A 15,199-nucleotide genomic window follows, 5' to 3' on the forward strand; every position below is an offset into this window, starting at 1 on the left:
ATAAGGTAATATATGGCACTTACTCTTCAGGAACCAGACCTGTGATATTCGTATTCATTACCTGTAATGTAATGAAGTAACATAAAAGCTACTCAAATAAACCCTGCGTTATCTTTCGGAATACTACCAGATTTTGTTATCATCCTTTTACCAGGATTAAACATATTATCAACAGCATTATTTCAGGATGTCTTCCACTTTTTAAAAACGCGGTTAGGACTATTAGAAGGTGAGCGTTAATTTCTCCTAAAATAACTTACGTGCAGCACTTCACAAAATTACATATCCTTAGTCTGAACAACCTGATGAGATGATATATGTAATGTTAAAACGCATGTAATGGCAGAATTCATCACCAGAAGGAAACCAGTTATGTTTAATGGGATCACCTTAAGAAAATTAGAGATTTTTCTTTCTTACATGCAAAACCGGAATGTGACGAAGACGGCTGAAACACTCAATATCAGTAAAGTCAGCGTTCACCGTACGCTTCATGCACTGGAAGAAGACCTGCGCTGTGCCCTTTTTATCCACCAGGGCCGATCGCTGTTTCCGCTCGACAGTGCGAATGTGCTTGAGGAGCAATCCACCCTTCTGCTGGAACAGTTTCAACGCTGTGTTCGTCTTACGCAGGCCGCCTCGAAGGAAAAAGCCAGTAAGTTAAAAATTGGCATGCTGTATTCTTTGTCTCTCGAAACCATCCCTCATTTAATCATGGGGCTAAAACAACGAAGACCCAATCTTGATGTCGAACTCTTAATGGCGTCGAACCAGAAGTTATTAGGCTTACTCAATACCCAAATGGTTGATGCTATTTTAATTTCCGTTCCGGAACACTACGATACGGCAAGATTTGAAACCTTACCGATTTTTGATGATGATATTTTTCTTGCCACGCCGGTTGATGTTCCTGCGCCACCCCAGGTTCCTGTTGATTTAACCCTGTACAGCAATCAAAAATTTATCAGCCTTACCGAAGGTTTTGCCACCTACAATGGTTTTCAGGAGGCATTTAAAATTGCTGGCTTCAAACCTGACGTTATTGTTCAGGTACAGGATGTCTTCTCTCTGATGAGCCTTATCAGCTCCAACATGGGTTGCGGTCTGTTGCCGGGGAGAATGAGAAGTTTATTCTCTGATAAAGTCAGACTTTTACCCCTGGAAACGCGTTTTCAGATGAAGCAGCATATCGCATTAGTTTTCCCCCGTAATAGTGAATACAACCTACTACCCTTAATTGCGGAATGTCGGATGTACGCCCGCAGTTATAATAAAAAACAGAGTCAGACTCCCGCCTCTTAAAAAAATAACGGCACTATAATTGGGATGTGATAATTTCCGGATAGCGCCGCCCGCCGTTTTTTTTCACTCATTACCTTTTACGTAACGATAGAACCCGGTGTGTAATTGACTGTGTTTACCACAGATTTATACTGATTTTCAAATACAGTACCTTTTCCAATTATTCTAATTCTTAACGTATTCATCGCATCGTAAACGGCAAATGACCGATTGTGGTGTTCGCCTGGTATTGGAAAAAATCAGAATAAACGTGCTTAAAGGAAGAGAATAATGCAGGCACTCGCGAACGTAACTCAGATAACCTTTTCTCCATCATTGCCTGATGACAGAACAGTTAACTATTTTCAGTCTCAGCCAGCGATGGTGGGTGAAGTGCTGCTGCAAGCCATCTTGCTTGAAGTCTGCAGTTTCCCAAAACCAGGACTGGTCACCCCGGTATCAACCGGCTCGCACAGCGATATGAATCTGCAAACTTTCCTGCTCAGTTCTTCCGCGATTGCCCCCTGTTTCACGCTGTGCGCCGAGGCCGGGTTCACGCATCGCAAACCTTTGTCACGGCTGTTAAAAAAGATTAGACCGATTGGCATTGATTATGAAAACCGCCTGCTTGAAGTGACCCGGGGAATCAACACGCAGCGCGGGATCCTGTTTTCTGGTTCGGTTCTGGCCTGTGCTGCAGGTTATTTATCTGGCCTGAATCAACCCATTAACAGCATTTCACTGGCCCATTGCATCCGCCAACTCTGCCAGGGGTTATGCGAATCTGATTTTGCCGTTTTAAAGACCCGTCCAGCACAGACGGCCGGTGAAATCTTGTTTACGAAATACGGCGTCACCGGGATCCGAGGCGAGGCTGAACAGGGCTTCCCCACGATCGCTCAAATTGGCTACCCGGCGTTAATCGCGGCATTCAACAAGAGGCTGCCTTTACGTCATGCATTAGTCGATTGTCTCCTGATGCTGATGACACAGTGTGAAGACACGAACGTATTGTGGCGGACAGGGCCGCAACAACTGGCTGAACTGAAACTCCGCGCATCAGAAATTGTTCATCGCGGCGGGATAAGTGCTCCGGGAGGTGAGGCGCGTATTCACCAGCTTAACGAATGGTGCTGTCAGCACAGAATTAGCCCAGGCGGTTCAGCGGATCTCTTAGCCCTGAGCATCGCAATGTATCTGCTATGCCATTCACATTTTCCCAACGACGTTACCCAGGAGAGAATATGAGCATCTATCAATATGCGTTTATTTGTTATTGCATCACTATCGCCATTTCATTTGCCGTTATGGGGATCGTCGTTGGATTAAACAAAGCCATGAATAAATTAAATATTCGTGATGACGACTAATAATAAAATAAGGAATTAATCATGGAGATATTATTACGCCTCTTCTCGGGTATCGGGACTTTTTTTACTGAAGATCCGCTGATCGCCCTGGTCCGTTTCCTGCTCATTGTGTGCGGCTTCGCCCTCGCTTACCTCGGCTTTAAACGGAAACTGGATCCGTTAATCATGGTACCTATGGGCCTGGGAATGATCGCCATTAACGCCGGCGTATTGTTTCTGAATAATGGCACCATCGGCACCATCATGCTGGATCCCATGGTGAGTGAAACCAACGAGTTAATGTCGTTGATGCAGGTGAACTTCCTGCAACCGATTTACGCCCTGACGTTCAGTAATGGTCTGATCGGCTGTTTAATCTATCTTGGCATCGGCACCATGAGTGATGTCAGTTTTCTGCTTGCCAGACCCTGGGCCAGCATTATCGTCGCGCTGTTTGCCGAACTCGGTACGTTTGTCATGTTGGTTATCGGCTATCAGTTCTTTGGTCTGCCGCTTAATGAAGCCGCCGCTATTGCCACAATCGGCGGTGCAGATGGTCCGTTAGTGATGTTCTCGGCACTGATTATGTCGCCGAATCTGTTTGTTCCGATTGCGATTATCGCCTATTTGTACCTGACGCTGGCCTACGCAGGTTTCCCTTATCTGGTACGCCTGATGGTGCCGAAAAAATTCCGCGGCGTTGACACGGAAATGGAATACCCGCAGGTGTCCAAAAAGGCGAAATTCATTTTCATCATCTCCATGTGTACCCTGCTTTGTTTGTTGCTGCCTGCGGCCGCGCCATTATTGCTGTCATTCTTCGTCGGGATGGCTATTAAAGAGGCGGATATTCTCCCTTATCACAAGCTGCTGGAAAGTACGATCACCTACAGCGCCACCTTCTTCCTGAGTCTTCTGCTGGGAACATTGTGCAGCGCGCAGACCCTGATGGATCCGAAGGTTGGTATTATTCTGGTATTGGGCGTCGGCGCATTGGTTATTTCGGGTATTGGCGCATTAGCCGGCGGCTGGTTTATTTATTTCCTGTCACGGCGGAAAAATTACAGCTATAACCCGGTGGTCGGTATTTCCGGCGTCTCTTGTATGCCGACCTGTGCCAAAATTGCGCAGTATGAAGTCACAGCGGAAAACCCCTATAGCGTTATTTTACCGGTTGCCATCGGCACAACGATCAGCGGAATTATTGTCTCCGCCGTCGCCGCCGGGATATTCATGACCACATTCTCAGTGGTCACTATTTTACCGTAACGTTTTTATCAATATCCAACACCTGATTCACCAATGAGACTATTTATAAACTGGAGATATTGGTATGTCTGAAGTAAAAAAATGGAATAAATTACAGGAAGACACCCGGCAGCGTATGGCGCAGATACAGTCGCTATTCAGGCAAGGGAAAGAAATTGATGCGGCGGACACCGTTACATTGCTGGAAGGCGTTATCCGTGCAGGCGACAGAATTAACATTGAGGGGAACAACCAGAAACAGGCCGATTTTCTGGCCGAATGCTTGTGCAAGGTTGATAAAGAAAAAATAAATCATCTGCATATGGTGCAATCAGCCGTTCCTCTGGCCGCACATCTGGAACTCTTTGAACGGGGGATCGCCGAAAAACTCGACTTTGCTTACGCGGGACCGCAATCAGAGCACCTCGCCACCGCCATCCGGGAAGGCAAGATCAAGCTCGGCGCTATTCATACGTATCTGGAGCTGTTTGCCCGCTACTTTATTGATTTGTACCCACGCGTCTCGCTGGTCACGGCGTATGAAGCTGACCGCGAAGGCAACCTGTACACCGGTTTTAATACCGAAGATACCCCCGCCATCGTTGAAGCGACGAAATTCCGCCAGGGCATCGTCATTGCTCAGGCGAATAAGATCGTCGATAAAGTCCCGCGCGTAGATATTCCCGGCGACTGGGTCGATGTGGTGATTGAGTCGCCGCGTCCTTTTTATATCGAGCCGCTGTTTACCCGCGATCCGGCATTAATTACCGACACGCATGTCCTGATGGCAATGATGGCGCTGAAGGGGATCTATGCCGAATATGGCGTCAAACGCATCAACCACGGCATTGGTTTTTTCACCGCCGCCATTGAGCTTTTACTCCCCACCTATGGCGAGGAGTTGGGTCTGAAGGGAAAAGTCTGTACCCATATGGTGCTGAACCCGCACCCGACGCTGATCCCGGCGATAGAAAGCGGCTGGCTTGAGGCGATCCATTGCTTCGGCGGCGAACTGGGCATGGAAAATTACGTGAGCCAGCGCCCGGACATTTTCACCATCGGTCCCGATGGCTCGCTGCGTTCTAACCGGGCCTTTGCCCAGACGGCCGGACACTACGCCCTCGACATGTTCATCGGCGGCACGCTGCAAATCGACAAATACGGCAACAGTAGCACCGCGACGGCTGACAGGGTCGCCGGCTTTGGCGGCGCGCCCAACATGGGATGCGACGCCAAAGGACGCCGTCACACCACAGAGGCCTGGCTGAAGTGCGGTGAGGAGTTCTCTGCTACTCAACAGGAGTTGCTGGGTGATATGCCGCGTGGCAAGCGCCTGGTCGTGCAGATCCAGGAAACCTTCCGTGAAAAAAGAGCGCCAGCGTTTGTCGATCGCCTCGATGCCTGGCAACTGGCAGAAAATGCCAACCTGCCGTTACCGCCGGTGATGGTTTACGCCGATGATGTCACGCATATCCTCAGCGAAGAAGGCATTGCCTATCTGCATCGCTGTGTCGGTCAGGAGCAGCGGATGGCGGCCATTCGCGCCGTTGCTGGTTACACAGAACTCGGTCTGCAGGCAGATCCGGCCGAAACGGCACGGTTGCGCGAACGTGGTCTGGTTAAAACGCCGGAAGATCTGGGTATCGACCGTCGACGCGCGAACCGTTCGCTGCTGGCAGCCAAAAATATCAAGGAATTGATGGACTGGTCAGGTGGCTTGTACAACCCACCATCACGGTTCCGTAACTGGTAATTCAGGAGAAGAAGAAATGGCGTTAAACCAACTGAATATGTGGTGTAGTGCGGCGACTCCGCGCCCGTTATCCCGGCCAATGGTGCATTTTGGCGTCGTGGGTTCTGGCGATCTGGAGGTATTGATTGAGAGCCAGAACCTGAATGGCAAAGCGAACATCTGCATCAACACCCCCATCACCGGATTCGATGATATCTGGCGCCGGGTCATGACACGTTTTATCGACGAGAGCCAACTGGGCGATGTGCTCATCAGCATTAATGACAATAACGCACCGCCCGCCGTCGTTGCCCTACGTTTACAGCAAGCGCTGGCTGAACTGGAGCCCGCGAATGGCTCCTCCGGCGCCAAAAGCTTTCTCGAGGCTAACGCTCGCACCCGGGCTTACGGTTTAGTCGATGAGGGGACCTTTACCGAGTTAGCCGGTCCGGCGGACAGATGTACCAGTCCGCATCTTCCGGTGCTGGGCGAAGCTGTCGAATTTGATGATGGGATCGTAACCGGAATTGGACTGCTGGGTCGTCGTCCGACCCTCGTTATCTCCCAGGAAGGCCGCTTTATCGGTGGTTCGATTGGCGAAGTAGGCGGTGCCAAAATGGCCGGCGCGTTGAAGCTGGCGCTTGAGCTGTACCAGCGGTTAAGCCACAACGATGCGCCACCGCAGGCTGAAAAATGCCCCCTGGTGCTGATCTCTTTTGAAACCGGCGGCGTGCGGTTGCATGAGGCGAACGCGGGTTTGCTGGCCCACGCCGAGGTGATGGACTTGCTTCAGGATCTTCGCCACAAAATCCCGGTCGTGGCACTGGTGGGCAGTAAGCTGGGATGTTTCGGCGGCATGGGCTTCGTTGCCGCCGCCACCGACGTCATCGTCATGAGCCAGTTCAGTCGCATTGGGCTAACCGGCCCGGAAGTCATTGAGCAAGAAATGGGGCGCGACGAATTTGACGCCTCAGATCGCGCCCTGGTGTTCCGCACTACCGGTGGGAAACATAAATACATCATGGGCGACTGTAATTTCCTTGTTGAAGACAGCATTGACGCTTTCCGCGCCCAGGTGCAGAAGATTGCCGGAATGACCATGGCGGAGATCGAAGCATTAAGGCGGATCGGCAGCCCTGAACTGGTTTCCAGGCAGATGGCCACGGTCGCGGCGGTCAGTGAACTCCAGCCAACGGATTCAGTCGATGTCTGGCGGGCGGCAGGCAATGAACCACCGCAGGCACTGGTGGATATGTCGCTGGACGCGTTTTTAGCCACGACCCGACGTTTCACCCCTTCTACATCCGATCGCTAAGGAGAAAACAATGGAGACTTTAATGGGTCAGGGACGCGCCGCTATCGACATGCTGGTCGATCCCGACAGTTTTCAGGAAAATCAGTTACCGGCGTTTACCCTCCCTTGCGAAGACTACGGTCCAGGTGCGGTGGTGGGTTCTGCGCAACTGGGGGGACGTACCTGCACGGTCATCGCCAATGACGCAATGGCTTTCAATCCGCGCTTTCCGGTGGTCTATGCCGGCATTATCGGCCTGGAAGAGGCGTACAAAATGGCCCGCGCCGTGTATTGCTCGATTGCCGCCGACGCCAACAAACCCATCGCTGACAAACGGACATTGCTGCTGATCGTCGATACCCCGGGGAACGGGCCGGGCAAAGTCGAAGAAATTATTGGTATGAATAAGGCTACGGGGGCTTATCAGCTGGCGCTGGCTGAGGCCCGTAAAGCAGGACATCCCGTCATTGCGCTGGTGATCGGTCGTGCCATCAGTGGCGCATTCCTGTGCCACGGCTTACAGGCAGATCGCATTCTGAGTCTCAGCAGCAAATTCAACACGATGATCCACGTTATGCCGCTTACCAGTATTGCGCGCATCACCCGGCAAAGTCTGGAGCGGCTGAGCGAGTTGGCGACCAGTAATCCGGTTTTTGCCGCAGGTCCGCAGTTCTTTTACCATCTCGGCGGTATAGAACAGCAGATCGATGAGCTCGACCAGATGCGCGATGCGCTGCTTCAGCACATGACAGAAATTCGGGCGTTAAAATGCGAAGGGCAGCAACATCTGCTTGGCCCTGAAGGTCGCGGAAGACTCGGTTTCCATCGCGGGGGACGTAAGATTCGTACTGCGGTACAAGCGTTGATGCAGCAGCAGTTCGAGGATGTCGCGGAGCGTTATATCCAGGCGTAAAGCCTGACGGTTTCGCACCAAGGAAAGTGAGCAAGATCTTCGGGGGAATGTGTCAGCCGCGTTCCCCCGAGGTAACGCAGGATTCACGGGCTGTCGGTTCACACCGTAGGGAGGTTGCGAATGCAGGATAAACTCAGGATGCTGGAAATGATGGTACAGGAGATCAGTACCGTGCCCACACTAGCGCAGATGCCTCAGCGAACCTTAGGTAGCAAGGGCATCGACGGTCCCACCAGCGCGCATGTGATTGAACAGATCCATACGCCGTTAAACCTGGCCTGCGTGACCTTTACCACGGGCTCCAGCGCATTTCAGAACATTGTCGGCATCACGCATGAGGAGATGCCACAGCGGATTGCGGCAGGCTGCAAAGCACTTCAGCTTGCGGGCATTATACCTGGCGATCGGATGCTGGTGACCTATGCCCCGCTGAACAACGTCTTTACGCCGGATTCGCTGGTTGAAGCAGGCGTTAGCCACGGCTTTTTGTTGCGTTCCTGCCAGGATGCCCTGCTGCTGGCGCTGATCAAAGAAAATTACCAGGTCGTACTGGGAGAGTCTTCGTTTCTGCGCGCCACGCTAAAGCAGGCAAAAACGATGGATCTCGCCGGGTTATTGCCTGAAAAACTGTGTCTGCTTGCTGCCGGAACGCCTCTGGATCCGGAATTGCTGGAACTCGCCAGCGAGTTTAATTTTACCGTCCACGATCTCTATGGCAGCCAGGAATTCGGTTGGCTGACGCTGGATGGCCAGTTTCTGCGCGATGATCTGAGTCTGGTGGCGTCTCCGTATGGTCAGGAGTATGTCGAGATGATCGTAGGGGGATTACCGACTGGCGACAGCTTCCCGGTCAGTCCTCAGGGGCATATCTGCAACACACAGGGAAAATTACTGACTTATAAAAGACAACGTACGCAGCCAAATTACGAAGTGGTGATCGCAGCCACCCCGTGCCATTCTCGCGAACTGATGGAAAGAACCGCTCGCACGCTGCTTCGCATTAAGGGATGTATTGTCAAAGTCGCCACAAATCTGGTGCTCACCGCCGATGTCACCGAATTAAAACTGGTTCCCGGTCAGCCACCGGATGAAACACCGGCTCCAGCGTGCGTGGCGACGATTCGCGGTCCGGTTGCCACCGGACTGTTTGATACGCTGGTACAGGCGCAGCTCACTTATGAAAGGCAATCCAAGAGCGATCCGGCGTGGCTAAAACGCCGCTAGCAATTCTGTTGCCAGTGTTAATAAATGCAGGTCGCAATATCGTTACCTTTTAGGTAACCAAGCATCATTTATGTTGGCGAAAACCAGGCCGCCTGTCATTGAAATTATTCTTTGAACAGGTAATTATCATCGTAACGATAATAATAAATCGTTTTCAGGATACCAGGTTTTTTGCCTCGTAAATTATTTAATTATTTCTCATAAAAAAAGGATGTCGTTATGTCTGAAATGAAATCAAAAGTACCTGGCATTGTTGAAGAAATCCTGTGTGCTGTGGGTGATAGCGTTGCCAAAGGTCAACAGGTTCTGGTAATGGAAGCCATGAAAATGAAAATGCCCATCCCTGCACATGAAGCCGGTACCATTAAATCTATTTCGGTGAACGTGGGTGACCGTGTTAACCCGGGTTCGCCATTATTTGAGATTGAATCCTAAAATTTAAGCCACGCCGCTTTTCTCACACGCCACTGTTTTCAGTGGCGTAACTTTTTTATTCCGTAATTTCCTGTCTGCGTCCCCTGCTGGCCTTTATTTCTGGTTGTGATATTCATTACTTAATTCAGCGCAAAAAAACCGGGATAAGCATCCCGGTAAGAGGCAAATGGTTAATTATCAATAATTATGGCTGTAGCAGTTTCGGCCGATAATCCAGATTCCAGCGTGTTTCTTGTTCGTAGATCTGACCAATGCTCAACACTTCCATATCATGGGCATGAGGCCCAATCAGTTGCATCCCCATCGGCAATCCCTGTGCATTGAAGCCTACTGGAACGCTAAGGGATGGACTACCAATCAGGGTTGCAGGAACCACCACTTCCATATAGCGGTGATACGTATCCATTTGTTTTCCTGCCACTTCCAGCGGTGAGTGTTGAGAAGGATCGAAGGGGAAGATTTGCGCCGTCGGCAGAACAACAATGTCATATTCCGCGAACAGCTTATTGAACGCCTGGTAGATAGTGCTCCGCTGCACGGAGGCGAGGTAGGCATCACGAGCCGTCAATTCCAGTCCACCCTCAACTTCCCAGACCGCCTGCGGTTTCAGCAACGCGCGGGTTTCAGGTTTGTCATACAGTGGACGTAAACCGTTGGAGACAATCCAGTGACGCCAGATCAGCCAGGTCTCCCACATCTGTTCAGCCGTGACATCCAGTTTTACAGGTTCGACACTGTGGCCAAGTTTCTCAAAGACTTTTAAGGCGTTTTCGCAAAGACTCAGCACGCCCTCTTCCATCGGCAGCGCGCCGTTTAAATCGCCAAGCCAGCCAATGCGCAGTTTGCGCTCAGGCGGGGTGAATGGTGCCAGAGGTTGACCTAACGACAGTGGAACTCGCGCATCATAGCCCGACTGGGTTTGCAGCAAACGAGCCGTATCCGCGACGTTACGCCCCATTGGCCCTTCAAGCCCCAACTGGCTCACAAAAACCTCTGGTGTCGGCCCAAAGGGTACGCGTCCCTGACTCGGTCTGAAACCAATGATGTTGTTCCAGGCCGCAGGATTACGCAGCGAACCCATCATGTCACTGCCGTCCGCCACCGGTAGCATCTGCAATGCCAGCGCAACCGCCGCGCCGCCACTGCTGCCTCCCGAAGATTTCGTCTGATCCCAGGCGTTCCAAGTCGTGCCAAAAACGTTATTTATCGTGTTCGAACCCAGCCCAAACTCCGGCGTGTTCGTTTTACCGATAAAAATGGCCCCTTTGTTTCTGATGCGTTCAACCATAACCGAATCGTTAGGCGCGATGAAATCTTTAAAAATAGGAGAACCGTTTGTCAGAGTAATCCCTTTTACCGCAGATAAATCCTTAACGGCATGAGGAAATCCGTGCATCCACCCCATATACTGACCATTGGCCAGTTGTTTATCCTTATTTCTGGCCTGCTCCACTAAATCATCCCGGTCCTGTAAGGAGACAATGGCATTGACTTTTGGGTTAAGGATTTCAATTTTATCCAAATAAGCATTCATGACTTCAACACATGATACCTCCCTGGATTTGATGCTGTCGGAAAGCGCCAGGGCGCTCATTTCCGTAATCGGATTATTGATTTTATTCATGTTGCCCTCTGAAATTGATTTTTCCTGCAAACGCATTCGCGTTTATTTAAGAATATCCATACAACTCCATTCGTTGCAGCAGGATAAGTTGTAGGACAACATTTATTATCAAATTAATCCCATGACGTATTGTGACTGATCTCAACATTAGCATCATGATATTTTCAATCCCGTTACTTTAAATGTAACGCCATTACCTTAAAAGCAACGTTGTAATATTTGTGATTCTCATAACATTTTAGGTAAGTTCGTTTCGATATACATTAAATGACACTTTTAGAAAAAATGCCAGCCCCTGACAGAACCGAATGTATTTAACGTTCTATATACATTTATTGTATTTTTCTCACTCGTGAATTATTTCATAGGTGATGTTAATAAAGGAGTGTTCGTGAATGAAGATCGATGAAGCCGACATCATTGCTATCGTTAATGATCCGATACTTTGGTGGATCGCAATGCCCCTGGGCGCCATTATCCTGGTAATGGCTTCGTTATATATCAGATTGTCTTATAAAAACGCACCAAACGTAGGCTTAACACAGGCCCAATGTACCAAAGGTCTCAGAAGCGGAATTTTCAGTTCCATTGGCCCTTCTATCTCGGTTTTCGTGGTCGTGTTCAGTATGACCGCAATTATCGGTGGCCCTTTAACCTGGATGCGCTTCGTCGGGATTGGAGCGGCACCGGTGGAGCTGGCAGCCATCAATCTGGGAGCCGAAACCTATGGCGCGCCGGTCGGTTCAGAGAATTATAACTTAACCGCGATGGTCTCCGGACTTTACACCGCAATCATCAACAGCTGCGGCTGGATTGTCGTTGGATACTTCTTCATCCACCGGATGGAAAAGGTCAGAGAAAAAATGGGCGGAGGAGACAAAGTCTGGCTGGGGCTCATCTCCGTCACGGCGATGCTGGGACTTTTCGGCTTCCTCTCAACCCCCTTCATCCTCGCCATGAACGATAAAACGGTGGCATGCCTTGCCGGTTTCTTCGCAATGGGCGGGCTGGCGATCCTCGGCAAAAAGATAAGCTGGCTAAAAGAGTATGCCTTAGGAATTGCACTTATCATTGGCATGGTCGCGGCCAGCCTTTATTCATAACGAAGGAAATAAACGATGCAACAGACTAATGATGGTCTCAACTGGACGGCAACATCGATAAGGATAGGACGGATCTGCTTCCTTCTGGCAACGATAACCAGCTTTGCGCCGCTCTTTTACTTTTACATCGTGTATGACGTTTATCCCCCTCTGGAGGTCGCCTTAACCTCCTGGCTGTCGATTGCGATGGTATTCGGCGCATTCTATTTTGTTGAACCTTTTTCCTATTATCCCATCCTGGGATTGACAGGCAGTTATCTGGGGATTCTGTCAGGCAATATCTCTAACGTTCGACTCCCGGCCTCGGCAGCAGCCCAAATGGCCGTCGGTGTAGAAAATGGTTCTAAGCAGGCGGAAATTATCTCCACGCTGGGTATCGCCGGCTCGATTTTTACCAACCTGTTCTTTCTGACCCTTGCCGTTTTAATGGGAGACTGGATATTGTCCGTTTCGCCGCCAGCACTGATTGCTGCGGTTAAAAACTATATTCTGCCAACTATTTTCGGTTGTCTGTACGGGCAGTTTACCGTGATGAAACCAAGGATTGCGCTGTATGCATTACCGGTCACAGCGATCGTCTATATCTTATTCCCGACCCTGCCGGCCTATGTTTACATTATTGTAGCTATCTTCGGCAACATGTTGTTAACCAGAGTGCTCTATAAGAAAAATATTGTTAAGTAATGCCGCGCCGTAAAATATGTGCCTGATAATTATTAGCGCACTATTATAATAACGGCCCATTTTTAAATTACAGAAACGAAACAATCACAACACATTATTTATCGCATTATTTTGCGAGGGACTCTCTATGTTTAAAAAACTTGCACTCCTTCTTTCATCCCTGATGATAGTACCTGCCAGTGCCGTTGAGATATATAACAAAGACGGTAACAGACTGGGGGTTTATGGGAAAATTCAGGCTTCGCATCTGATTTCTGATTATGCGAACGAAAATGGGGATAATACCTATGTCCGATTCGGTTTGCGTGGCGAAACTCAAATTTCCCCGCAGCTCACCGGATATGGTAATTTCCAGATGCAGTTCCAGGCCAATAAATATGAAGGGGAAGATAAACATTCCTGGACGCGCCTGGCCTTTGCCGGTCTTAATTATTCGTCATTAGGTTCTCTCGACTATGGTCGCAACTGGGGGATTATGTACGACCTTGGTGCCTGGACCGATGTTTTACCTGAGTTTGGTGCCGCCACTATTTTCCATACCGATACCTATATGGCACAACGCGCCACGAACCTGGCAACATGGCGTAATCGGGATTTCTTCGGTCTGGTTGATGGGCTCGATGTTGCCCTGCAATATCAGGGGAAAAATAGCGGTACCGAAGGTGAAAACACGACCAATAATAGCCGTATTCTCCAGAAGCAAAACGGCGATGGCTACGGGATGTCGATGACCTATGATTTTGATTTCGGTTTGTCGCTGGGCGGCGTCTATACTCATGCAAACAGAACCGGGGAACAACGACATTATGGCAACCATGTGGCGACCGGCCCTTATGCCGAATCGTTTGTGGTCAGCACAAAATACCGTTTAGATGGGCTTTATCTGGCCGCGCTGTACGGTGAAACCTCGAATATGACCTCCTTTGGTAGCGGGGTAAATATCGCGAATAAAGTGCATGCCACAGAACTGGTCGCCAAATACCGTTTCAGTAACGGATTCGAACCCTCTATCGGTTACCTGCAGAGTAAAGGAAAAGATCTGAGCGGCTATCGCGGGGATCACGATCTTCTGCAGTTTATCAACCTGGGCACAATGTATTATTTCAATGATACGCTTGCCGCCTACGCAAACTATAAAATCAATTTACTGGACCGGGATGACTTTACGATGGCGACGAAGCTGAACACCGACGATACCATCGTGTTCGGCTTTGTTTACCAGCTCTAATCCCTTTCTTGCGCGATTAACGTCACATCGTCCCCGCAAGCAAAGCCTGCTTATCGAAGAGCCTGACGTCGTTCAGGCTCTTCCCCAATATTTGTCCCTGCGTCGTCATGAACTCTTTCAAATTAATGCCGTATCCCGTCGGCCATCGCACCTCAACGTCAATCCGCGTGTGATGTGTTTGCTCCAGTTGCAGCAGGCACTGATACACATCGTGCAACTGCTCGACAGGATAAATATCAATCACAATATCCAGATCGGATTGACAATCCGTATAGTGAAAACCACTGACAATTTCTAATGCCGTCGATCCCCATACCCCCGCTACACACGCCAGGAGAGTAAAGCGCTCCCGCAGATCGGCCAGCGCCATGAGCGCGGGTGTTCGGGGGGCAAAGGCTCTTTGCGCTATCTCAAATGGCGTCAGGCGGCAGATCACCTCGTCCGGCATGACGGTGCTGGCGAGGCGTTGGCGCTGACCATTCACGCGTTCAGGGAAACTAAAACCCAGCGCAATTTCGTTTTGCGATTCCCCTTCGACAGGACGGCGCACAATGCCAGGCAGTTCTCCCGCCACAAACGCCTGCTGCCAGGCAACCCGTGATGTCTGCCACCGCGAAAAAATGCGCTGAGCCGCCGGAACGCTAATGTGCAGTAAATCATGACGCTGGAGCATGTATCCCTCCTCTGGCTTTTTGAAATATACCCAAAATCTATCCCATAGCCGGGAATCGTCAATAACGCGTCGGGTGCTTTCATTACGCAAAAGGTAAACGAGAAAAAGAGGATGGAAGGGACAGCGATCGCGGGATCGCACAGACCTTTTCGCAGGCCTGTTAACGCCGGATAGCCTGACAGGCAGGTAAGCAATTTCAGACGAAAAAAAACCGCATCACCTCAACAGTGATACGGTTTCTTATCTTCACAGAATGTATTTAAACACCCCATGAACAGAATTTGGCGGAACGGACGGGACTCGAACCCGCGACCCCCTGCGTGACAGGCAGGTATTCTAACCAACTGAACTACCGCTCCGCGTTGTTCCACTTGGGAACGAAGCGAATATTACGGATTGCCTCGCACCTCG

The 15,199-nt window shown here is 50.1% G+C and carries 13 protein-coding genes and 1 tRNA gene; 11 read left to right on the forward strand and 3 right to left on the reverse strand.

Going from position 1 to position 15,199, the window contains the following annotated elements:
* Positions 1-339: 339 nt before the first annotated feature.
* The 8 genes from GBC03_24675 to GBC03_24710 all read left to right on the forward strand — a co-directional run bounded on the left by GBC03_24675 (position 340) and on the right by GBC03_24710 (position 9,476).
* Positions 340-1,302, forward strand: coding sequence for a LysR family transcriptional regulator (locus tag GBC03_24675; protein QFS73173.1), 963 nt, complete (start codon positions 340-342; stop codon positions 1,300-1,302).
* Positions 1,303-1,662: 360 nt separating this feature from the next.
* Entirely contained in the window at positions 1,663-2,529 is an 867-nt protein-coding gene (locus GBC03_24680; GenBank protein QFS74121.1) for a triphosphoribosyl-dephospho-CoA synthase, read from the forward strand.
* A gap of 143 nt (positions 2,530-2,672) precedes the next feature.
* Positions 2,673-3,899: a Na+-transporting malonate decarboxylase, carboxybiotin decarboxylase subunit gene (gene madB, locus GBC03_24685; protein QFS73174.1), complete on the forward strand. Its 1,227-nt coding sequence runs from the start codon at positions 2,673-2,675 to the stop codon at positions 3,897-3,899.
* A 64-nt stretch (positions 3,900-3,963) separates the two neighbouring features.
* Complete coding sequence (gene mdcA / locus GBC03_24690; GenBank protein ID QFS73175.1) at positions 3,964-5,631, forward strand: malonate decarboxylase subunit alpha; 1,668 nt, start codon at positions 3,964-3,966, stop codon at positions 5,629-5,631.
* Positions 5,632-5,647: 16 nt separating this feature from the next.
* On the forward strand, positions 5,648-6,925 hold the full coding sequence (locus tag GBC03_24695; protein ID QFS73176.1) for a biotin-independent malonate decarboxylase subunit beta: 1,278 nt from the start codon (positions 5,648-5,650) through the stop codon (positions 6,923-6,925).
* Between the two features lie 10 nt (positions 6,926-6,935).
* Complete coding sequence (mdcE, locus tag GBC03_24700) at positions 6,936-7,817, forward strand: biotin-independent malonate decarboxylase subunit gamma (protein QFS73177.1); 882 nt, start codon at positions 6,936-6,938, stop codon at positions 7,815-7,817.
* Positions 7,818-7,937: 120 nt separating this feature from the next.
* Positions 7,938-9,041 (forward strand): acyl carrier protein, encoded by a 1,104-nt coding sequence (locus GBC03_24705; GenBank protein QFS73178.1) that lies wholly within the window; start codon positions 7,938-7,940, stop codon positions 9,039-9,041.
* Positions 9,042-9,260: 219 nt separating this feature from the next.
* Positions 9,261-9,476, forward strand: coding sequence for an acetyl-CoA carboxylase biotin carboxyl carrier protein subunit (locus tag GBC03_24710; GenBank protein QFS73179.1), 216 nt, complete (start codon positions 9,261-9,263; stop codon positions 9,474-9,476).
* A gap of 184 nt (positions 9,477-9,660) precedes the next feature.
* Here GBC03_24710 and GBC03_24715 read toward each other — a convergent pair whose 3' ends face one another.
* Positions 9,661-11,100, reverse strand: a complete 1,440-nt coding sequence (locus GBC03_24715; GenBank protein QFS73180.1) for an amidase — start codon at positions 11,098-11,100, stop codon at positions 9,661-9,663.
* Between the two features lie 395 nt (positions 11,101-11,495).
* Between GBC03_24715 and GBC03_24720 the strand changes: the two genes are divergently transcribed.
* The 3 genes from GBC03_24720 (at position 11,496) to GBC03_24730 (ending at position 14,115) form a co-directional block, all read left to right on the forward strand.
* Positions 11,496-12,203, forward strand: coding sequence for a DUF5058 family protein (locus tag GBC03_24720; GenBank protein QFS73181.1), 708 nt, complete (start codon positions 11,496-11,498; stop codon positions 12,201-12,203).
* A gap of 15 nt (positions 12,204-12,218) precedes the next feature.
* Positions 12,219-12,887, forward strand: a complete 669-nt coding sequence (locus tag GBC03_24725; GenBank protein ID QFS73182.1) for a hypothetical protein — start codon at positions 12,219-12,221, stop codon at positions 12,885-12,887.
* Between the two features lie 127 nt (positions 12,888-13,014).
* Positions 13,015-14,115, forward strand: a complete 1,101-nt coding sequence (locus tag GBC03_24730; protein ID QFS73183.1) for a porin OmpC — start codon at positions 13,015-13,017, stop codon at positions 14,113-14,115.
* Positions 14,116-14,137: 22 nt separating this feature from the next.
* On the opposite strand, the gene mdcG is transcribed toward GBC03_24730, so the two are convergent.
* Together mdcG and GBC03_24740 are read right to left on the reverse strand one after the other, a co-directional pair.
* Positions 14,138-14,788: a malonate decarboxylase holo-[acyl-carrier-protein] synthase gene (gene mdcG / locus GBC03_24735; GenBank protein ID QFS73184.1), complete on the reverse strand. Its 651-nt coding sequence runs from the start codon at positions 14,786-14,788 to the stop codon at positions 14,138-14,140.
* Between the two features lie 282 nt (positions 14,789-15,070).
* Positions 15,071-15,147, reverse strand: a tRNA-Asp gene (locus tag GBC03_24740).
* Between the last annotated feature and the right edge of the window lie 52 nt (positions 15,148-15,199).

It is taken from the genome of Citrobacter telavivensis, assembly GCA_009363175.1.
In the GTDB taxonomy this organism is placed as follows: Bacteria; Pseudomonadota; Gammaproteobacteria; order Enterobacterales; family Enterobacteriaceae; genus Citrobacter_A; species Citrobacter_A telavivensis.

Bases quoted from the DNA above. Each gene is read 5' to 3' on its own strand.
- GBC03_24725 (QFS73182.1), top strand. From the start codon at position 12,219: ATGCAACAGACTAATGATGGTCTCAACTGGACGGCAACATCGATAAGG.
- GBC03_24710 (QFS73179.1), top strand. From the start codon at position 9,261: ATGTCTGAAATGAAATCAAAAGTACCTGGCATTGTTGAAGAAATCCTG.
- GBC03_24730 (QFS73183.1), top strand. From the start codon at position 13,015: ATGTTTAAAAAACTTGCACTCCTTCTTTCATCCCTGATGATAGTACCT.
- madB (QFS73174.1), top strand. From the start codon at position 2,673: ATGGAGATATTATTACGCCTCTTCTCGGGTATCGGGACTTTTTTTACT.
- GBC03_24720 (QFS73181.1), top strand. From the start codon at position 11,496: ATGAAGATCGATGAAGCCGACATCATTGCTATCGTTAATGATCCGATA.
- mdcA (QFS73175.1), top strand. From the start codon at position 3,964: ATGTCTGAAGTAAAAAAATGGAATAAATTACAGGAAGACACCCGGCAG.
- GBC03_24705 (QFS73178.1), top strand. From the start codon at position 7,938: ATGCAGGATAAACTCAGGATGCTGGAAATGATGGTACAGGAGATCAGT.
- GBC03_24680 (QFS74121.1), top strand. From the start codon at position 1,663: ATGGTGGGTGAAGTGCTGCTGCAAGCCATCTTGCTTGAAGTCTGCAGT.
- mdcE (QFS73177.1), top strand. From the start codon at position 6,936: ATGGAGACTTTAATGGGTCAGGGACGCGCCGCTATCGACATGCTGGTC.
- GBC03_24675 (QFS73173.1), top strand. From the start codon at position 340: ATGGCAGAATTCATCACCAGAAGGAAACCAGTTATGTTTAATGGGATC.
- GBC03_24695 (QFS73176.1), top strand. From the start codon at position 5,648: ATGGCGTTAAACCAACTGAATATGTGGTGTAGTGCGGCGACTCCGCGC.
- mdcG (QFS73184.1), bottom strand. From the start codon at position 14,788: ATGCTCCAGCGTCATGATTTACTGCACATTAGCGTTCCGGCGGCTCAG.
- GBC03_24715 (QFS73180.1), bottom strand. From the start codon at position 11,100: ATGAATAAAATCAATAATCCGATTACGGAAATGAGCGCCCTGGCGCTT.